Source organism: Vibrio neonatus (genome assembly GCF_024346975.1).
Taxonomy (GTDB): Bacteria; Pseudomonadota; Gammaproteobacteria; order Enterobacterales; family Vibrionaceae; genus Vibrio; species Vibrio neonatus.
Genome location: NZ_AP024885.1, coordinates 1,926,362 through 1,945,750, shown reverse-complemented (window position 1 = coordinate 1,945,750; position 19,389 = coordinate 1,926,362). Strand labels below are relative to the sequence as shown.

The window sequence follows — 19,389 nt, the reverse complement described above, 5'->3', positions numbered from 1 at the left end:
TGCTCTATATTATCAAGTTACGCTTTTTGTCGAATATAGAGCACAATCCCTTCCACTTTATACACTTCCACCGTGGTGCCAGAGCTAAAGCTCTCGGTGGCGACCGCAGTCCAAGACGTATCTCCTAAGCTAAGACGACCTTTGCCGACAGGAAAATCTTGTTCAAGGGTGGTGAATTGACCTATCAAGCTTTGCGAGCGTTTGTTGAGAGTGGTGGTTTTCTCATCTTGTTTATCTTTGTTTTTCTGGTATCGCCACCATAGCCAAGTAGTGACTAAGCCAAAACTGGCAAAACTCATCCATTGCATCTGCCAACCGAGTGGCAAAACACTCAGCAGAATACCCACTAGTAGCGCAGAGATGCCTAACCACAAGAAGTATCCCGCAGTACCCAGCACTTCAAAACAAAGCAACGCAAGGCCAAACGCTAGCCAATGCCAGTGATTAACATGTTGCAGTAGTTCTATCACGCTTTGTCCTTGTCGCTAGTGGTTTTAAACATTTCAGCCACCCCAGCAATAGAGCCCATAAGCCCAGTTGCTTCAAGCGGTAGCATTATCACTTTACCGTTTTCGGCTTGGCCGATAGATTTCAGTGCGTCAGTGTAGCCTTGCGCGATAAAGTAGTTCACCGCTTGCATGTCACCGGCAGCAATTGCATCCGATACCATTTGCGTTGCTTTTGCTTCCGCTTCTGCTGAACGTTCGCGAGCTTCGGCCTGTAAGATGGCCGCTTGTTTTTCACCTTCGGCTTTTAGAATTTCCGCTTGCTTGTGACCTTCTGCTTTTAAGATCTCAGCTTGTCGTACACCCTCAGCTTCTAGTACGTCGGCACGTTTATTACGTTCCGCTTTCATTTGCGCGTTCATCGCCGCCGTTAGATCGGCTGGCGGTTGCACGTCTTTGATTTCAATACGCGTTACTTTAACGCCCCAAGGGTTAGTTGCTTCATCAACAATCGTGAGTAGTCGGGTATTGATCATATCGCGCTGACTTAACATTTCGTCTAGCTCCATCGAGCCTAAAACAGTACGAATGTTGGTTAATGTTAGGTTGCGAATAGCATGGTCAAGCGCACTTACTTCATAAGCGGCTTTTGAAGCATCGAATACTTGCACGAAACAGACGGCATCTATGCTGACGTTAGCGTTGTCTTTAGAGATGACTTCTTGAGCAGGGATGTCGAGTACTTGCTCCATCATATTGATTTTATTGCCGACAGTGTCAACAAATGGAACGATTAGGTTAAGGCCTGGATGAAGCGTTTTAGTATAGCGACCAAAACGTTCTACGGTCCAGTTGCTTCCTTGGGGAACCGTTTTAATACCGGCCACAAGAACGATAATAACTAAGGCGATAAAAATAACGATAGTAATGAGGGTTGAATCCATGCTGACTTTCCTCTAAATGAAGTAGTTGAAGAATTTACTATACCTTATTTTTGATCACTTCTATGCGCTTAAAGATTAAAAAAAGCGCGAAATATTCGCGCTTTAGGTAACAATCATCCACTGTTTATGCAAGCATTCTAGTAAAGAATGGAATACAGCTGACGGCGATATTGTTTAGCTGTGGTGTTTTCTTGTCCTAGCGCTGATAAGACATCCATAAAGGTTTTTTTCATCTCACCATCAAGTGCGCCAAGATCTTTAGCTATGAATGACCATAACAGCGCGAGTGCTTCGTCACTGCGGTTTACCTCATGGTATTGCAGTGCCAATTCATTGGCGATCTTAGCGTTACTTTCATCGCTTGCCAGTTGCGACTCTAATGCTTGGATCTCAGGGCTGTTTGCCGCTTGAGCGTGCAATTCTAGTTTAGCCAGCAGTCCTTTGTAGTAGTTGTCTTGGTACTCTAACGGAATATGTGCCAGCAGGGCTTCAGCCTCTGTAAACTGCGCGGTTGCCAGTAAACAATCGGCTTTGGCTAATTTGATTTCGCCTTTGTTTTGTAGTTCTTCAGGAAGAGTGCTCAATAAAGCTAAGGCTTCGCTGTGTTTTTGCTCTGAAAGCAAGGTTAGCGCTTGTTGTAGGTTTAATTCATCTTGGCTTGGAAGGTGCTTTTGTAGCATGGCTTCAATAGCTTGAATCGGTTGCGGGCCACCTAATCCATCAACGGCTTGTCCTTGGTTAAATAACGCAATAGTCGGCAGGGCTTGAATACCAAATTGACCTGCAATTTGCTGTTCTTGCTCGCAGTTAAGGGTCGCGAGTGTAAACGCTCCGGCATATTTTTGCGCCAATTGCTGCATTTGAGGAACAAGATCCGCACTTTCTTGGCTCATTGGTGCCCAGAAGTAGACAACAACGGGAGTGCTCATAGAGCCTTCCAAGATTTGTTGGAAGTTTTGCTGGTTCATTTCTACGATGAATTCTGAATGCATGTACGTGTCCCTAGACTAATGATAACCGCTAATAGATTGGGTTAATTTATACGATCTCAAGGTATGTGTGCCAATCATAGTCAGCAAATGTGCAGAAAATGTACCGTCACTGGTGGTTTAGGGAAAAGGCATGCTGTGTGGCTGAGAAATATGGAACGTTAAAAGAAAAAACTCAGGCCAATCACGTTAATTTTATACATTAACGGAGTGGGCCTGAGTCTCTATAAGTTTGGTTTCTATAAGGATTACAAGAGTACTAAAACCAGTACCACAATCCCTACACTTAACCAATTAAGCTTGTTTAAAGACATACTGTTCTCTTCAATCTTTAATAGGATTAATTGCAATAGATGATATTTTGCACACTGTTTATTACAAAATTATGGCTAAATGAAAATTCTATGAAATTAATTTTATAAAGTTTGAAGTTAAGCGCATTGTTGTGGGGTTAATTGTTGCCAACTTGTTGTTTTTGCTTGAGAAGAACACCTTTGGTTATTGATTAACGATTTTCTGTTTAAATTTTCTTAACACGCATGATTAATGTGACAGTAAATGCTGCAATGCGGGTTGTACTCGCGAATAGGTAAAAGTGAAGCCAAGTTCGGTTAAATGCTTAGGCTTAGCCTTTACGCTGTCAAACAATAAACAGCTTGATTCCCCTAGCGCTAACTTGAGCACAAACTTGGGGGTAAATAAAACGTGTGGTCGTGATAGTGTTTTGGCTAATGTTTGACTGAACTCTTTATTGGTTATTGGGTGAGGGGCCACCATGTTAAATACCCCTTGCGCGGTTTGTGTTTCAAGTAAAAATTGAATAGCACGCACCATATCTTCAATGTGAATCCATGGCATGTATTGTTGCCCTGCGCCGATTGGCCCACCAACGCCGAGTTTGTATGGTAAAAGCATTTTATTGAGTGCGCCACCTTGCGTGCCCAACACAATCCCAGTACGGATGGTGATAACCCGAGTCGATGGTGATTGTGCTTGCTTGGCGATTTCTTCCCATTTTTGGCAGACGTAGTTTGGAAACCCTTTTGCTTGGTAGGGGCTATTTTCATCTACGATGAGCTGTTTTTGATCGCCGTAGATGCCGACAGCAGAGCCGCTGATGAACACTTTAGGCGGCGTGCTACTTTGATGGATTAGCTCAACCAGTTGTTGTGTTAAACCCCAACGGCTGTCACAAATGCGCTGCTTTTGCTGTTCAGACCAACGTTTATCAACAATGGGTTCACCCGCGAGGTTTATCACAGCATCAAATTCTGACAGGCAGTTAAATGATTGTAATGAATCGATAAACTGTAAGCAGTTGGGATTGACGTGTTTTAATTGCTCGGCGGCCTTATCACAATCTCGAGTTAAGATAGTCATTTGGTGAGGGATCAGTTGTTTGATCAAAGAGCGACCAATAAATCCTGTACCGCCAGTAATCAAAATACGCATATCCACTCCATCTTCTACTTCACATTTCACTTCCAAACTACAACAGGCTTTTGTATCACATCCAGACGTTGCATTCGCAATCTTGTGCCTAGAATAGTGAACTTATAATTATAGACCTATCATTTCGCGGTGTGTGTCACACCGAGTTGGCGAATAGTTAACCATAGTTAAAGTAGAGCGAGAATGCTGTTTATCTCGGTCAGTAATCAATGCTTTTGTGAGCCGATGGCAAAGAAGGAGTAGGTTGTCGCTTTATTTTCAGCAATAGCATTTACAGCAGTAGCAGAGCTTAGCTACTTAGGGTTTTAGTTACTAGGAGCCAGAATTGCCAATGAATGCCTTTATCCGATCTTTCATTGATAGCGCCAAAGATCTGACGCCAATTGTATTGGTGGTGGCATTTTTCCAGTTAGTGATTTTACAGCAACCGCTGCCGTATTTTTTGAGCATTGTATTTGGCATGTTTCTGGTGGTTTTAGGGCTGACACTGTTTGTGCTTGGCCTCAATATGGGGCTGTTTCCCCTTGGCGAATCTATGGCGCAAGCCTTTGCACGAAAGGGAAGCCTGTTTTGGTTATTGTGCTTTTCGTTTTGTTTAGGGTTTGGCACCACTATTGCGGAGCCTGCTTTGACCGCGGTTGCCACCGAAGCGGCGCAAGTGGCGGCAAAAGAGGGCGTAATAGACGCGGATATTGACAGTATGCAGCAATATGCCGATCGGCTAAGGCTAACGGTGGCGCTATCGGTAGGTTGCGCCTTGTTATTGGGCGTGTACCGAATTATTAAGGGTTGGCCGATTCATATCATGATCATCAGTGGTTACGCGCTGGTGGTGTTGCTGACCTTTGTTGCGCCGCAAAGCATTATTGGTATTGCTTATGATTCTGGAGGCGTGACCACCTCAACTATTACGGTGCCATTGGTAACGGCGCTCGGGGTAGGGCTTGCTTCGGCTATTAAAGGTCGTAACCCTATGTTGGATGGCTTTGGTTTGATTGCTTTTGCTTCCTTGTTACCGATGATTTTTGTTCTGCTGTATGGCATGTGGTTAGCATGATTAGCCTAGCCAATACCATAGATGTATTCGCCTCGACGGTAACGGACGTATTCCCGATTGCCGTTATTTTACTGGCTTTTCAAACGGCGGTGTTGCGCCGACCAATCCGTAATTTATGGTCTGTTATTTTAGGTTTTGTACTGGTCATTATTGGGTTGGCGCTATTTCTGGTGGGGTTAGAAGCGGCGCTCTTTCCATTGGGTGAAACCATGGCAATGCAGTTGACCACGCCGCATTTTTTACAGCAGATGCGCCTCTCTGAAATAGGCGTTTTACAATGGTTTGATTATTACTGGGTCTATTTGTTCGCTTTTTGTATTGGGTTTAGCACCACCATTGCGGAACCTTCGCTGATTGCGGTAGCCATTAAAGCCAATCAAGTTTCAGGCGGAAGTATTAAAGTGAATGGTTTGCGCTTAGCAGTGGCACTTGGCGTGGCAATAGGCATCACTTTAGGGTGTTACCGCATCGTGGCGGGAGACCCGATTCATTACTACATCATCGCAGGCTATGTGGTGGTCATTATCCAAACCTACCTTTCCCCAGCCATGATTATTCCCCTTGCCTATGACAGTGGCGGTGTGACTACCTCTACCGTGACCGTTCCTTTGGTGACAGCGTTAGGATTAGGACTGGCTTCCACTGTGCCAGATAGAAGCCCCTTAATTGATGGCTTTGGCCTTATCGCATTTGCCAGTCTATTTCCTATTATTTCTGTTATGGCTTACGCGCAAATTACCCGCTGGCTTAATCAGCGCCGTCCGATAAAACAGGAGGACTCCAATGAGATTTAAATTGATATTAGCTTTTGTTGAAGATATTCGAACTGACGCGGTGCTCGATGCCGCCAGAGAGGCGGGCGCAACTGGCGCAACGGTTATCAGTAATGCCAGAGGAGAGGGGCTAAATAAAAAGCGCACCTTCTTAGGTTTGACTTTAGAAGTGCAAAAAGACGTGTTGCTGTTTGTGGTTGAAGAGCATCTTAGCCGCCGAATACTGGAAAAAATTAGTGATATTGGCGAGTTTGATCAAGAGTCGGGGCAGGGCATTGCGGTGCAAATTGATGTTGAAGATGCGGTTGGGGTTGCGCATCAGGTGGAAACCCTGACCAAAATAGTCGAGGAGGAAATATGAAAAGCCGAACCAATCGAAGAGTTAAGGATGTGATGTCGGCCACCTACGCTATCGTTGATGGTTTGATGACAGTAGAGGAAGCGATAGGCATTGCACGAGCAAATGAAGTAAAGGCATTAATTGTGAATAAACGCCATGACGATGATGAGTATGGATTGGTGCTGATGAACGATATTGCCAAAAAAGTGCTGGCGCAGAACCGATCTCCGGCGCGTACTAATGTGTATGAAATTATGAGCAAACCGGCTCTGTGTGTATCACCAGAGATGAACGTGAAATATTGTGCACGTCTGTTTGAGCGTTTTGGCATCAGCCGAGCACCTGTGGTGCAAGAAGGTAAAGTGATGGGCATGGTCAGTTACAACAACATCGTTATTAAAGGCATGGTATTAGACCAAGGTGAATAAGCGATAGCGCATTTTGTCTCTGGTGCACAAGCACTGGCATTGTTACACTCTGAGAAAATATAGAATAATAGAGTGATTCACCATGAAACTGTTTTTTGCTTCTGATTTACACGGCTGTCTTGCATCGACAAAAAAGGTTGTAGAAGCCTATCTCGCCTCTGGCGCTGAGCATTTTATTCTACTGGGCGATGTGCTTAATCACGGCCCAAGAAACCCAGTTCCAGAAGCGTATGCTCCTGCGCAAGTAGCTGAGTTATTGAATAACTACAAAGATAATATTATTGCGGTTCGTGGCAACTGCGACAGCGAAGTTGACCAAATGCTGTTGGAGTTTCCGTTAATGAGCGATTTTGCCATGGTGTTACTAGAAAGCGGTCAGCGTTTATTTTTAACTCACGGTCATTTATACAACCAAAATAAACTGCCACCTTTGAAGTCAGGTGATGTACTAGCACACGGTCATACGCACTTACCTGTAGCGCAGTCGATGGGTGAATATATTCTGTTTAATCCAGGCTCTTCGACCATACCGAAAGGTGGCAATGTGGCAAGCTACGGGTTATTAGAGGGCACAGAACTTAGCGTGCTGAGCTTTACGGGTGAAGTGTTGGCTACCACACAGATCTAACCCATGTAGACTGCATCATGGCGAAAAAGAGCCAATAAAAAAGGAGACTTGAGTCTCCTTTTTTGTGCTATCAAAAGATATTAAAGACTTGGCGCAGAGACCAATACTCTAGAGCCATGTCCTAAGCTGGTTAGTAGAATCGAGTTATCGTTGATAATATCCACACGACGACTTTGCTGTGCATCGGTGCGCAGTATCTGCTTGATGATAGTGAGCTGTGACTCTTTAAAGTCTTGGCTACTGATTCCGGTTGATTGCTTAAACTCTTTTAAATCGATCAGTAGGTAGTTGTCGCTAAGTTGCCAAACACCCGATTCATCGATATTAAGGATATGAATTTCTTGGTCATTATCACTTAATAATTGAACGCGCGATGAACGAATATACTCACCATTAGGCAGGTATTTTACATTCGAAGTAATGTGTACTTTTCGTAGCGGGCCAACAAGGCTTTCATCAATTTGGTCGGTGTGCACAAAGGCATCTAAGTTGGTTTGCCATTCACGAGCGGTTAATACTTGCTCGACTTTGACATCACTTCCCCAGAATAGCCAACCACTGATTACCGTAGAAATCGCTAATAGAATTAATGCTACACGTTGGTTCATTATTTACGGTCTCCTGTTGCACAGATCTTGGAGAGTTCTTTCTGGTTTGCCACTAGACGCACTGTGCTGTTTTCAGAAGAAAATTCAGCGCTGTGTATGTAATTTAAAAACAGCTGTTGAGATTGGCTTGCTGTTGCAATGACTTCAACAGGGGCAGACTCATCGGGATACGCTTCCATGTAATAGGTCACGCAACTTTTGATGCTATCAAGCCAAGTGGTGAGCGCAGGATGACCTTCAGTGGTTTTTACTGGTACACCATTAACCACAGTCACAGAGCGAAATTTTGCTGGAGATGAGTGAGGTAACACTAATGCCAATACAGGCAAAAGCAGCGCCACAATCAAAATTACGCGGGTATTGAAATCCCAACGCGACCAAAATGCAGGCTTCTTGGCTGTGACTTCAATTTCAGGTTCTTTTGGTTGTGCTGTAGTCATCGCAGCTAATGCAGGCTCAGCTGTTGGAGCAACCACTTCTTCCGCTTGAAGAGTTGGAGAAGTTGCTTCTACAGTGGAAATTAGCTGATAACCACGCTTTGGTACCGTTTTTACAAACTGAGGTGACTTTGTAGAATCTTTTAGCATTTTTCTCAGCGTAGAAATCGCTTGAGTTAAGCTGGAATCATCGACTTGAAAACCTTGGTCACGCCACACATATTCGTGTAATTGATCACGAGTGACCACTTCGTTAGGATGCTCGCAAAGCAACATAAGAATTCGGCTTTCATTGCTACCAAGGCGCACTAAACTATCGTTATCTGATTGATCAATAAGTGAATTGCTCTTTGGATCAAAAATATACTTTTGGGCTAGTAAGTATTTAATACCGATTTTGCTCATTTAGATCTTCTTTGAATTTTTGTTTGCATGATTGATGAATCGTCACACTCGTTCTCGATGCAGTGTGAGATGAATCGCCGTTTTGAGCGAATAACAGGCATAGCATAATAAAATTTTATCTAAAAAGCAGTTTTTTTGTAGTAATTGACCTTGAAATTGTACTTATGACCCTTATTTATTGCTCATAGTATTAGCATAAAGACATATGCGCCTCAGTGCGCATATGAGTAACATAAAACCCATGGAGTTAAAATGAGCGAAACTGTGTCAGCGAATAAAGAAACACGAGGTTTTCAATCTGAAGTTAAACAACTTCTGCACCTTATGATTCACTCACTTTATTCAAACAAAGAAATTTTCCTGCGTGAGCTTATTTCAAATGCGTCCGATGCATCCGATAAGCTTCGTTTTCAGGCTTTATCTCAACCTGATTTATATCAAGGTGAAGCCGACCTAGGCGTTAAACTCTCTTTCGATGAGAAAACTAACACCATCACAGTATCGGACAACGGTATTGGTATGAGTCGTGACGACGTAATCGAACACTTAGGTACCATTGCTAAATCCGGCACTGCAGAGTTTTTCTCTAAGCTATCAGAAGACCAATCAAAAGATTCTCAACTTATTGGTCAATTCGGTGTTGGTTTTTATTCGGCATTTATCGTGGCAGACGCGGTAACCGTGCGCACTCGCGCTGCAGGTCTTACTGCAGATCAAGGCGTGCAATGGCATTCTGCGGGTGAGGGTGATTACACCATCGAAGACATCACGAAAGAGTCTCGTGGTACTGAAATCATTTTGCACATGCGCGAAGAAGGCAAAGAGTTCTTATCTGAGTGGCGTCTACGTGATGTTATCAGCAAGTATTCTGACCATATCGGTATCCCTGTTTCTATCCTGACTAAAGTGACTGACGACGAAGGCAAGGAAACTGGCGAAACTAAGTGGGAGCAGATCAACAAAGCGCAAGCACTATGGACTCGTGCTAAGTCTGAAATCAAAGACGAAGAATACACTGAGTTTTACAAACATATCTCTAACGATTTTGCCGACCCTCTATTGTGGGGACACAATAAAGTAGAAGGTAAAAACGACTACACTAGTTTGCTATATGTCCCGGCGAAAGCCCCTTGGGATATGATGAATCGCGATCATAAGAGCGGTTTAAAACTGTATGTTCAGCGCGTATTCATCATGGATGACGCAGAGCAGTTTATGCCGTCTTACTTGCGCTTTGTAAAAGGCTTGATTGATTCAAACGATCTGCCATTGAACGTATCGCGTGAAATTCTACAAGACAACAAAGTGACTCAGTCGCTACGCAGTGCTTGTACAAAACGCGTGCTTACTATGCTAGAAAAACTGGCTAAGAAAGACGATGAAAAATACCTGTCTTTCTGGAAAGAGTTTGGCCTAGTGTTAAAAGAAGGCCCTGCTGAAGATTTCGCTAACAAAGAAAAAGTGGCAGGTCTATTGCGCTTTGCTTCAACGGAAGTGGAAAGCAGTGAGCAGTCAGTGAGCCTTGCAAGCTATGTTGAACGCATGAAAGAAGGCCAAGATAAGATTTATTATCTAACGGCTGATAGCTATGCGGCAGCGAAAAACAGCCCACACCTTGAGCAATTTAAAGCAAAAGGCATTGAGGTTGTATTGATGTACGATCGCATCGACGAATGGCTAATGAACTACCTCACTGAGTTTGATGGCAAACAATTCCAATCCATCACTAAAGCCGGTCTAGATTTAAGCCAGTTTGAAGATGAGCAAGAAAAAGAAAAACACAAAGAAACAGAAGAAGAGTTTAAATCTGTTGTTGAGCGTACTAAAGAGTACCTTGGCGATCGTGTGAAAGAAGTTCGCACTACCTTTAAACTGGCCAATACTCCAGCCGTTGTCGTTACTGACGATATGGAAATGGGTACACAGATGGCGAAACTTCTAGAAGCTGCTGGTCAAGCCGCTCCGGAAGTGAAGTACATCCTAGAACTTAACCCAGAGCATGATTTAGTGACACAAATGGCAGACACTGCCGATGACATCGAATTTGGTCGTTGGGTTGAGCTGCTATTAGGTCAAGCAATGCTTGCCGAACGTGGTTCTTTAGAAGATCCAAGCCAGTTCTTGAGTGCTGTGAACAAACTATTGGTTAAATAAGCAATAGGGTCAATAAACTCAAAGCTGAACATTGAGCTCAGAATTGTGATAGTATTCTGGGCTCAATCGTTATTAAAAACAGAGTTATACCGAAACTTACATTAAAATCAGTTAGTTACTGATTGCTGTGTACTTGTGAGCTTCGGTATAAAAGAAGAACATTAAAGAGGAAAAACAATGCGCATCATTCTTTTGGGTGCTCCTGGTGCTGGTAAAGGTACTCAGGCTCAGTTCATCATGGAAAAATACGGTATCCCACAAATTTCTACTGGTGACATGCTACGTGCTGCTATCAAAGCGGGCACTGAGCTAGGCAAAAAAGCTAAAGATGTTATTGATGCTGGTCAATTGGTGTCTGACGACATTATTCTTGGTCTTATCAATGAGCGTATTGCACAAGATGATTGTGAAAAAGGCTTCCTACTTGATGGTTTCCCACGCACTATTCCACAGGCTGATGGCCTAAAAGAAATGGGCGTTGCTGTTGATTACGTTATCGAATTTGATGTTGCTGACGATGTGATCGTTGAGCGTATGGCGGGTCGTCGTGCTCACCTTCCATCAGGTCGTACTTACCACGTTACTTTCAATCCGCCTAAAGAAGAAGGCAAAGATGACGTAACGGGTGAAGCACTAGTCGTTCGTGATGATGACAAAGAAGAAACCGTTCGTGCTCGTTTAGGTGTATACCATTCTCAAACTGCACCACTTGTTCAATACTACGGTAAAGAAGCAGAAGCGGGCAAAACTCAGTACCTTAAATTTGACGGTACTAAGCAAGTTGCAGAAGTGAGTGCTGACATCGAAAAAGCGCTATCTTAATTATTGCTTATTGATACGCGAATTTAGATACTATAAGGACGACCTTGGGTCGTCCTTTTTATTGCTTAAATATCAGGATTTTATGGAACATCAACCTAAAGCAGGTGTGTTATTAGTTAATCTAGGAACACCAGACCAAGCAACGCCTAAAGCTGTAAAGCGCTTCTTAAGTCAATTTTTACATGATAAGCGAGTGGTCGATATGACGCGCTGGTTGTGGTGTCCTTTGCTGCATGGGGTGATACTGCCAGTACGTGCTCCTAAAGTAGCTAAACTCTATCAAAGAGTATGGATGGATGAGGGTTCACCTTTGTTGGTGTACTCAGCAAGGCAAGCTAATAAACTTAAGCAACAGCTGAATATTCCTGTTGAGTTAGGCATGACTTATGGCAACCCAAGCCTATTTGATGGTATGCAGTCGTTAATGCAGCAAGGCGTAGAAAAAGTCATCGTACTGCCTTTGTATCCTCAATATTCGGCGACGACTACAGCGGCGGTAGTGGATGGTTTAGGTAAAGCCTTCAAGCAGATGACGGTAGTGCCTTCTTTTAGCGTGATTGGCGATTATCATGATCATCCGCTGTACATCCAAGCGCTAGCCGATTCGGTTCGCCATGCTTGGCAGCAGCAAGGAAAAAGTGAGTACCTGCTTTGCTCCTATCACGGCATTCCTAAGCGTTACGCGGATAATGGCGATATCTATCCGCAACACTGTCAAGTGACGACCGATTTGCTTGCAAAAGAGTTACAGCTAGATCCCAGCCAGATTGGCATGACCTATCAATCGCGTTTTGGTCGTGAAGAGTGGTTACAACCTTATACGGACAAAACATTGCAAGCCTTGCCTAGTAAAGGGGTTAAAAATTTAACCATCATGGCTCCTGCATTTTCAGTTGATTGTTTAGAAACATTAGAAGAAATTTCAGAAGAGTGCAGCCAGATATTTAACAGTGCAGGGGGGGAACAATTTAACTATGTTCCTTGCCTAAATGACGATGATGCGCACATAAATTTAATGGCGAGCCTAGTTAATGCACAAATATTGCGTGGTGAGTGAGCACTTACGCTTGGTTTGTTTTTAACTTGATGCCTGAGCTGATAGTATCAATAGCGTAATCTGCAACCGAAGAGGATCGGCGCAGAACGGTATTTAGGTTTTGAGGTAACGATCATGAAGCGTTGGTATTTGTTGTATTGTAAGCGTGGTGATCAGCAGCGTGCTCAAGCGCACTTGGAAAATCAAGGTGTCGAGGTGTACTACCCAAAGCTGGTAACAGAAAAATTAGTGCGCGGTAAACGCCAACAAAAGGTTGAGCCTTTGTTCCCAAGCTACATGTTTGTACGCTTTGATTATGAACAAGGTCCTTCATTTACCACAGTGCGTTCAACTCGCGGTGTGGCTGATTTTATCCGTACTGGGGCATACCCAACTGAGCTGCAAGGCGATCTTGTCTATACCTTAAAACAGCAAGAAGAAGTCTCGGATGTGGTGCAATATAATGCGCCAAATGCTGGAGACAAGATTGAAATTACCTCAGGTCAATTTTCAGGAATTGACGCGATTTATCATGAGGCAGATGGTGAAACTCGCTCAATACTATTGATTACTATGATCAATAAGCAAGTCGCGGTGAAAGTTGATAATACCGACCTCAATTTGTAAATCGATTTCCCTACAAGACTGTAATTGAGACAGGCATTAAAAAGGGGGCGCTAATATTAGCGCCCCCTTTTGCATATTATGTGTCTGTGTTTTCAGCCAGAATTAATAGGCTTCGTTGTGAATGGCTTTCACAGCGCGACCTGAAGGATCGGCGTTGTTTTTGAATGATTCATCCCACTCAATTGCTTTTGCTGATGAACAAGCCACAGAGGGGCCACCTGGAACACATTCAGCTGCCGATGGAAGAGGGAATAGCTCTTCAAAGATTTCGCGGTACACATAGCCTTCTTTGGTCGTCGGCGTGTTGTACGGGAAACGGAAGCTTGCTGTTTCCATTTGCTTATCAGTGACTTTCGCTTCTGCTACTTCGCGCAGTGTATCAATCCAGCTGTAACCTACGCCATCAGAGAACTGTTCTTTTTGACGCCAAGCAATAGCTTCTGGCAGGTAATGTTCAAAACACTCACGTAGGATGTGTTTTTCCATTTTGCCGTTGCCACACATTTTATCTTTAGGGTTTAAGCGCATTGCTACGTCAATAAACTCTTTATCTAGGAAAGGTACGCGACCTTCTACGCCCCATGCCGCCAAAGATTTGTTGGCGCGAGCACAGTCAAACATGTTGAGTGCGAGCAGTTTACGTACTGTTTCTTCATGGAATTCTTGAGCATTTGGCGCTTTGTGGAAGTACAAGTAACCGCCAAATATTTCGTCAGCACCTTCACCAGACAGTACCATTTTGATACCCATAGCTTTGATTTTACGACCCATTAGGAACATAGGTGTAGAAGCACGGATAGTGGTGACATCGTAGGTTTCAATGTGATAAATCACGTCACGAATGGCATCTAGGCCTTCTTGAATTGTGTAGGTCATTTCATGGTGAACAGTGCCAATTTGGTCGGCAACTTCACGAGCCGCTTTCAGATCGGGTGCGCCTTCAAGGCCCACGGCAAATGAGTGTAGCTGTGGCCACCATGCTTCTGATTGGCTGTCGTCTTCCACACGCATAGCTGCAAAACGTTTTGCCACTGCTGATGTGATAGATGAGTCTAAACCGCCAGAAAGCAATACACCGTAAGGTACGTCTGTCATTAGCTGACGTTTAACCGCTGCTTCTAACGCTTCTGTTAGCTCTTCTTTGCTGGTGGAGTTGCCTTGCACTGCGGCATATTCGTTCCAGTCACGGATGTAGTAGCGCGTCGCTTCTGCAGCTCCTGATTCTAGGTAGCTACCTGGAGGGAATTCGCTTACTGTTTTACACACAGGAACCAGTGCTTTCATTTCTGAAGCCACGTAGAAGTTACCGTGCTCATCATGACCTTGGTATAGAGGAATAATACCGATATGGTCACGACCGATAAGGTAAGTGTCTTTTTCTTCATCATAAAGAACAAAAGCAAAGATGCCGTTCAGTTCTTCTAGCAGATCAGCACCCATATCTTGGTATAGTGCTAGGATAACTTCACAATCTGAATCTGTTTGAAACTCGTACTTTCCTTCGTAACGAGCTCGGATTTCTTTATGGTTGTAAATCTCACCGTTGACCGCCAGTACCAATTTTTTATCTGGGCTATAGAGAGGCTGTGCACCACTGTTAAGACCAACGATAGCTAAACGTTCGTGTGCCAAAATGGCTTTTTCTGATGAGTAAATACCAGACCAGTCCGGTCCGCGGTGACGAAGTTTCTTCGACATTTCTAACGCCACTGGACGTAGTTTGTCCGCATCACTTTTTATGTCGAGGATACCAAATACCGAGCACATAATTCTTCCTTAAAAATTCACTTTATATAAGTTTAATTTGCCATTGTTTGTGAAAAAAGCAACCCACAAATCGACATTTAGATAGTAAAAGCCACCCTAAGATGGATGGCATTTAATTAATCTTTTAGTTTGATAGATAGATTCTAACTGCTGATGTAAAAAAGACCAGTTAACTAGTATGGATCATAAAGTTGTTACGTCCAGAAGTTTTCACTTGATATAAAGCTTGGTCGGCATTTTCAAAAAATTGGGCACTGTTCATTGTGGCTTCATCAAATTGACAGCCGCCAATACTAATCGTCAATTTAGATTGGTTGGGGTGAGGAATATTGAGTTCAGATACGGCTTGTAGCAATCTGTTGCACAGCAGGGTTAACCCCTTGGTGTCGGTATTAGGCAGCAAAATAACAAACTCTTCCCCGCCAAATCGAGCCACAGTGTCTATTTCTCGGCGGCAGGTTTGGTTTAGGGCGATAGCGACTTTCTTTAAGTACGCATCACCAATTTGATGGCCTAATGCGTCATTGACCATTTTAAAATAATCGATATCTATAATCAGTAGCCCAAGGGGGGACTTGGCACGAGTGGCACGTTGAATTTCTTCTAGAAGTTGTTGGTCAAAGTAACGACGATTATACAACCCGGTCAGAGTATCTCGTCCAAGCAACACTTTAAGCTGTACTTTTTGTGCTTCTAGCTCCATCAATTGCATGGTGATTTGTTTCTTCGCCTTACTTTGTTGCTGATTGTGCACAAAGGTCAGTAATTGCGAAGAGTAGTGATCTTTGCCTAAATACAGCAACCAAGTAATGATGATTAAGTTTGAAACGAGTAAATGTACGCTCAGGATATCCGTGCGCTCTTGATGCCACATAACAAAGGCACAGCCACAGACAATACTACTGCCATAAATAATAGCGATTTCGCGGCTTTTGAGTATGGTCACTTTCACTAAAGCGGTGATCATAATGACGGAAATAGGCGCAAGGGTGTACGAATGGCTAATTAATGCCGCGTGAAAAATGGTTAATATACAAGTGGTTAAAAACAGATATAGTATGTTGTAGCTGTTGCTAAATGGCAGACGAGGGATAAAAAACCAAATTAACAAGCAGGTGAATGGACCTAAAAACAACAGATAATCACGGAAGTGTTGTAAATCGGTTGCAGAATCAAGCAGTGCACTTTTCGGGCTCCACAACGGCATAACGAGCCCAAATGTAAATAAACACAGGGCGATAATAGGGAGCCATATTCTTAACTGTTTACGATTGTAGCTCGTAATAAAGTTTTGAAATTGAACTTGCTGTAAGTTTGAGAGAGTGCTGGTCACTTTGTCCATGTGTTCTCGATAATGGTATTACGACTAGAACTTAGCTCATCTTTAAAGTGTGGAAAACTAAGCTCTAAGCCAATAAGGAAAGCTGGGTATTTTAAGTTATCGAATACCAATAGCTGATTATCCTAACAGTTACAACGTTCGATGGCTGTATTGTAATTTTTGATTATATAATAATGACTTATCAAACATATTACTTTGCTATTGAGCATAAATTACGTGCTATGTTGCATAAATTTCGTGGTTAATATCACTGTTTCAGATTATTTTGAGATGCAAATTGAGGCGATAAAGTGTCACATACATGGCGAGCAAAACCGCTGCCAGCTTCTCGATAGATATTAAACGCCGCGTCTGCGCCTAATTCTATGAATTGATCTACCTGATCTTGATATTCTGCAATCGCCGCAATTTTGCCTGTATAACCTCTTAACCTTAATTGTTCCAATGCGTAACGGTTACCTTTATTGTTCGGAATAGCGAGCAATATCAACTTAACTTGTTCTAAATTCTGCACTTTTTCCCAAAAATCGGAATCGGTCACGTCACCACAGAGAATATTTCGTTGCTGCTTGGCGTGATGCTCAGAGGTATCGTTGCGTATTTCTATGCCAAGACAGATATCGCCGTGACGTTCACTGAGCTCATCATAGGCTCCGGTTCCTATACGCCCCATCCCGAGCACTAAGATTTGCGACTGCCCGATATTGATAGCCTGATCTCGAATATGGATTTTGCTATCACTGTGTTCTTTAAGCCAAGTTGCGCTGCGGCGATAAATCCCATTACTAAAGCGATTTAACGGTGCGGCCAAAACAAAGGAGATAGAGACCGCTAGCGCGATGGAAACCATAATGTCTCCAGAAATCCAACCTTCTTTATACGCCAGTCCACCGACGATTAAACCAAATTCACTGTAGTTGAACAGAGTTAAAGAGGTGAGCAGGGAGGTGCGAATGCGGAATTTGAACCTATCTAAGATGACGTAGTATAAAAGCCCTTTTGCCGGTAGCAGGAGCATAAATACTAGAGCAAGTATTAACCCTGCCATTGTCGGTTGTTCGGAAAGTCCAATGTTTAAGAAAAAACAGACCAAGAACATTTCTTTTAAGTTAAACAGTGACTTAGATAACTCGGATGCTTTTTTATGACCCGCCAACAGCATGCCGATAACCAAGGCGCCTAAGTCACCTTTAACGCCGACAAGCTCAAATAATCCTACGCCAAGCACCAATGCGAAAAAGATGCCGCATAACACCAGTAACTCACCGTGTCCCACTTTATCCAGTACTTTATAAAACAAAGGACGGACTATCGGCAGAGCAAATAAGAAAATGGCGTACCATTCAGGGATTTTTCCCGTGGATACGGTCAGAAATGCCACCGCAAAGATATCTTGCATGACTAAGATACCAATCGCCATGCTTCCGTAGGTGGAGTTGATTTCGCCGTTGTCCTGCAATGCTTTTATGGCAAATACGGTACTAGAGAATGACAGTGCAAAGCCTAAAATGACCAGTTGAGAAAAGGGCATATCAGCAAACAGGCTTACGCCAATTGCTTGCAGTCCAAATAGACATAGGCTGAAGAAAGCAGTTGAGGCCACATTGTGTAGCGTAGCGCCTCCCCAAATTTCTTTAGAGAGCAGGACTTTGACGTCCAGTTTTAAACCGATAGTAAATAGCAGTAAGGTCACGCCAAGATCGGCAATTTCACTAATGGCGTTGTTGCTTTCAAAACCAAAGGCATTGAGAGTAAAGCCCGCCAGTAAAAAGCCGACTAAAGGGGGAAGGTTACATCTTTGGGCGATAAATCCCGCTAAAAAAGCGCCACAGATGAGCATTATGTCCATTTTATGCAGTCTCGAAGTGGTTGAGGGTCAGCAACCGCTCAACCGCAAACGAGTCTGCGAATAGCTAGTGTGCTGAATCCATTAGTTTTTGTAGCAACATACCGTTTAACATCGCACGTTTTACCATTGCAAAAGCACCCATAGTCGGGAACTGATCGAGTTCAGATGAAACAATAGGTAGGTCTTTATGAAACGCTGTTAATGACTGGCTGTTCACATTCCTTTGAATTGCAGGGAATAATAACTCTTTTGCCGCTGTAATATCACCCGCTAAAACGATTTTTTGCGGATTAAATAGGTTTATTACAATTGCAATGGCTTTACCCAGTTGAACACCGACACGAACAATGCTCTGTGTAGCCAGTGCATCACCAAGAAGTGCATGATCACAAATGGTTTTTATCGTAATGTTCGGTTCATCAGAGAGGGTAGAATTATAGCCTCTTGCTAGGCGAGTTTTAACGCCTTTGATGATGGCAGGGTTAGCGGCAACGGTTTCTAAACAACCAAAGTTACCACATTGGCATTGCTCACCCAGTGGATCAATTTGAATATGTCCGATTTCACCGACATTTCGATTTGAACCTAAAAAGACCTGCCCTCCGGCCATAATGCCCGAACCTGTACCTCGGTGCACACTGATCAGCACAGAGTCCATACAATCGCGGGTGGCGCCAAAGTAATGCTCAGCAAGTGCCATGGCGCGAATGTCATTACCGACAAAACATTCTAGTTGGAATTGTTCTTGTAGAATTTTACCTAAAGGTAAGTGGTCGATTTTGGTGTTTGGCATGTACTGCACTTCACCTTCATCGGGGTTAACTAGGCCGGGCAAAGTGACGCCGATGGCAATTAGTTGGTAGTCAGAGCCTTCAAGGCTTGCCTTGAATAGTTTTATTTTATCAATGAGTTGACCAACTAATTGATCTTGGTTGCTGTATTGAATGGAAGATTCTGTTTTGGTTAGAACCTCACCACTCAAATCATGCAAGGACAATTGGATGTAATCCCTACCCACTCGAACCGCGATAGAATGGAATTGAGTCACCTGTGTGGTTAATGAGATCGCCCGCCTGCCACCGGTAGAGGCTTGCTGGGCAACTTCTTGTACGAAGTTGTACTCTAATAATTGTCGAGTGATCTTAGTAACACTTGCTGGTGCTAAATGGCTCAATTCGGCGATCTGAATTCGAGAAATAGGCCCTTGTTGGTCGATTAGACGATAAACAGCTGCACTATTTAGCTGTTTTACAAGGTCAACGTTGCCAATTTGTCCGCCTGTCAT

19 protein-coding genes are annotated in these 19,389 nt (G+C 43.5%); 9 read left to right on the top strand and 10 right to left on the bottom strand.

The window, feature by feature from the left end; translation table 11 throughout:
• Positions 1-17: 17 nt before the first annotated feature.
• From OCU38_RS08965 to OCU38_RS08950, 4 genes are all read right to left on the bottom strand, one after another.
• The gene (locus OCU38_RS08965; RefSeq protein WP_261822824.1) at positions 18-470 is read right to left on the bottom strand and encodes an NfeD family protein; all 453 of its coding nucleotides are present in this window, start codon (positions 468-470) and stop codon (positions 18-20) included.
• On the bottom strand, positions 467-1,390 hold the full coding sequence (locus OCU38_RS08960) for an SPFH domain-containing protein (RefSeq protein WP_261822823.1): 924 nt from the start codon (positions 1,388-1,390) through the stop codon (positions 467-469). The genes OCU38_RS08965 and OCU38_RS08960 overlap by 4 nt, the downstream gene beginning before the upstream one ends.
• Before the next feature lie 137 nt (positions 1,391-1,527).
• Complete coding sequence (locus tag OCU38_RS08955; RefSeq protein ID WP_261822822.1) at positions 1,528-2,382, bottom strand: co-chaperone YbbN; 855 nt, start codon at positions 2,380-2,382, stop codon at positions 1,528-1,530.
• 540 nt (positions 2,383-2,922) lie between these two features.
• On the bottom strand, positions 2,923-3,831 hold the full coding sequence (locus OCU38_RS08950) for a TIGR01777 family oxidoreductase (protein ID WP_261822821.1): 909 nt from the start codon (positions 3,829-3,831) through the stop codon (positions 2,923-2,925).
• Positions 3,832-4,162: 331 nt separating this feature from the next.
• Here OCU38_RS08950 and OCU38_RS08945 point away from each other — a divergent pair, with 331 nt between their 5' ends.
• The 5 genes from OCU38_RS08945 (at position 4,163) to yfcE (ending at position 7,057) form a co-directional block, all read left to right on the top strand.
• Complete coding sequence (locus OCU38_RS08945; protein ID WP_261822820.1) at positions 4,163-4,888, top strand: DUF1538 domain-containing protein; 726 nt, start codon at positions 4,163-4,165, stop codon at positions 4,886-4,888.
• Entirely contained in the window at positions 4,885-5,682 is a 798-nt protein-coding gene (locus tag OCU38_RS08940; RefSeq protein WP_261822819.1) for a DUF1538 domain-containing protein, read from the top strand. Before OCU38_RS08945 ends, OCU38_RS08940 begins: the two co-directional genes overlap by 4 nt.
• Positions 5,672-6,022 (top strand): P-II family nitrogen regulator, encoded by a 351-nt coding sequence (locus OCU38_RS08935; protein WP_023403437.1) that lies wholly within the window; start codon positions 5,672-5,674, stop codon positions 6,020-6,022. The genes OCU38_RS08940 and OCU38_RS08935 overlap by 11 nt, the downstream gene beginning before the upstream one ends.
• Positions 6,019-6,429 carry a CBS domain-containing protein gene (locus OCU38_RS08930; RefSeq protein WP_152819609.1) on the top strand — a complete coding sequence of 137 codons (411 nt, stop codon included), beginning with the start codon at positions 6,019-6,021 and terminating at the stop codon, positions 6,427-6,429. The genes OCU38_RS08935 and OCU38_RS08930 overlap by 4 nt, the downstream gene beginning before the upstream one ends.
• An 82-nt stretch (positions 6,430-6,511) precedes the next feature.
• On the top strand, positions 6,512-7,057 hold the full coding sequence (yfcE, locus tag OCU38_RS08925; protein ID WP_261822818.1) for a phosphodiesterase: 546 nt from the start codon (positions 6,512-6,514) through the stop codon (positions 7,055-7,057).
• A gap of 80 nt (positions 7,058-7,137) precedes the next feature.
• Here the strand turns inward: yfcE and OCU38_RS08920 are convergent, their stop codons facing one another.
• Positions 7,138-7,665, bottom strand: coding sequence for a regulatory protein ToxS (locus OCU38_RS08920; RefSeq protein ID WP_261822817.1), 528 nt, complete (start codon positions 7,663-7,665; stop codon positions 7,138-7,140).
• A complete protein-coding gene (locus OCU38_RS08915; RefSeq protein WP_261822816.1) occupies positions 7,665-8,507 on the bottom strand; it encodes a winged helix-turn-helix domain-containing protein in 843 nt (280 codons plus the stop codon). The genes OCU38_RS08920 and OCU38_RS08915 overlap by 1 nt, the downstream gene beginning before the upstream one ends.
• A 252-nt stretch (positions 8,508-8,759) precedes the next feature.
• Here OCU38_RS08915 and htpG point away from each other — a divergent pair, with 252 nt between their 5' ends.
• From htpG to rfaH, 4 genes are all read left to right on the top strand, one after another.
• Positions 8,760-10,661, top strand: a complete 1,902-nt coding sequence (gene htpG / locus OCU38_RS08910) for a molecular chaperone HtpG (RefSeq protein WP_152819613.1) — start codon at positions 8,760-8,762, stop codon at positions 10,659-10,661.
• A 177-nt stretch (positions 10,662-10,838) separates the two neighbouring features.
• Positions 10,839-11,483: an adenylate kinase gene (gene adk, locus OCU38_RS08905; protein WP_023403443.1), complete on the top strand. Its 645-nt coding sequence runs from the start codon at positions 10,839-10,841 to the stop codon at positions 11,481-11,483.
• Positions 11,484-11,565: 82 nt separating this feature from the next.
• Entirely contained in the window at positions 11,566-12,540 is a 975-nt protein-coding gene (gene hemH, locus OCU38_RS08900) for a ferrochelatase (RefSeq protein ID WP_261822815.1), read from the top strand.
• A gap of 114 nt (positions 12,541-12,654) precedes the next feature.
• Entirely contained in the window at positions 12,655-13,146 is a 492-nt protein-coding gene (gene rfaH / locus OCU38_RS08895) for a transcription/translation regulatory transformer protein RfaH (protein WP_261822814.1), read from the top strand.
• A gap of 102 nt (positions 13,147-13,248) precedes the next feature.
• Here rfaH and asnB read toward each other — a convergent pair whose 3' ends face one another.
• The 4 genes from asnB to nagC form a co-directional block, all read right to left on the bottom strand.
• Positions 13,249-14,913: an asparagine synthase B gene (gene asnB, locus OCU38_RS08890; protein ID WP_261822813.1), complete on the bottom strand. Its 1,665-nt coding sequence runs from the start codon at positions 14,911-14,913 to the stop codon at positions 13,249-13,251.
• A gap of 169 nt (positions 14,914-15,082) precedes the next feature.
• Positions 15,083-16,120 carry a GGDEF domain-containing protein gene (locus OCU38_RS08885; protein WP_261822812.1) on the bottom strand — a complete coding sequence of 346 codons (1,038 nt, stop codon included), beginning with the start codon at positions 16,118-16,120 and terminating at the stop codon, positions 15,083-15,085.
• Between the two features lie 382 nt (positions 16,121-16,502).
• Positions 16,503-18,104, bottom strand: coding sequence for a cation:proton antiporter family protein (locus OCU38_RS08880; RefSeq protein ID WP_261822811.1), 1,602 nt, complete (start codon positions 18,102-18,104; stop codon positions 16,503-16,505).
• Between the two features lie 64 nt (positions 18,105-18,168).
• Positions 18,169-19,389 carry a DNA-binding transcriptional regulator NagC gene (gene nagC, locus OCU38_RS08875; protein ID WP_261822810.1) on the bottom strand — a complete coding sequence of 407 codons (1,221 nt, stop codon included), beginning with the start codon at positions 19,387-19,389 and terminating at the stop codon, positions 18,169-18,171.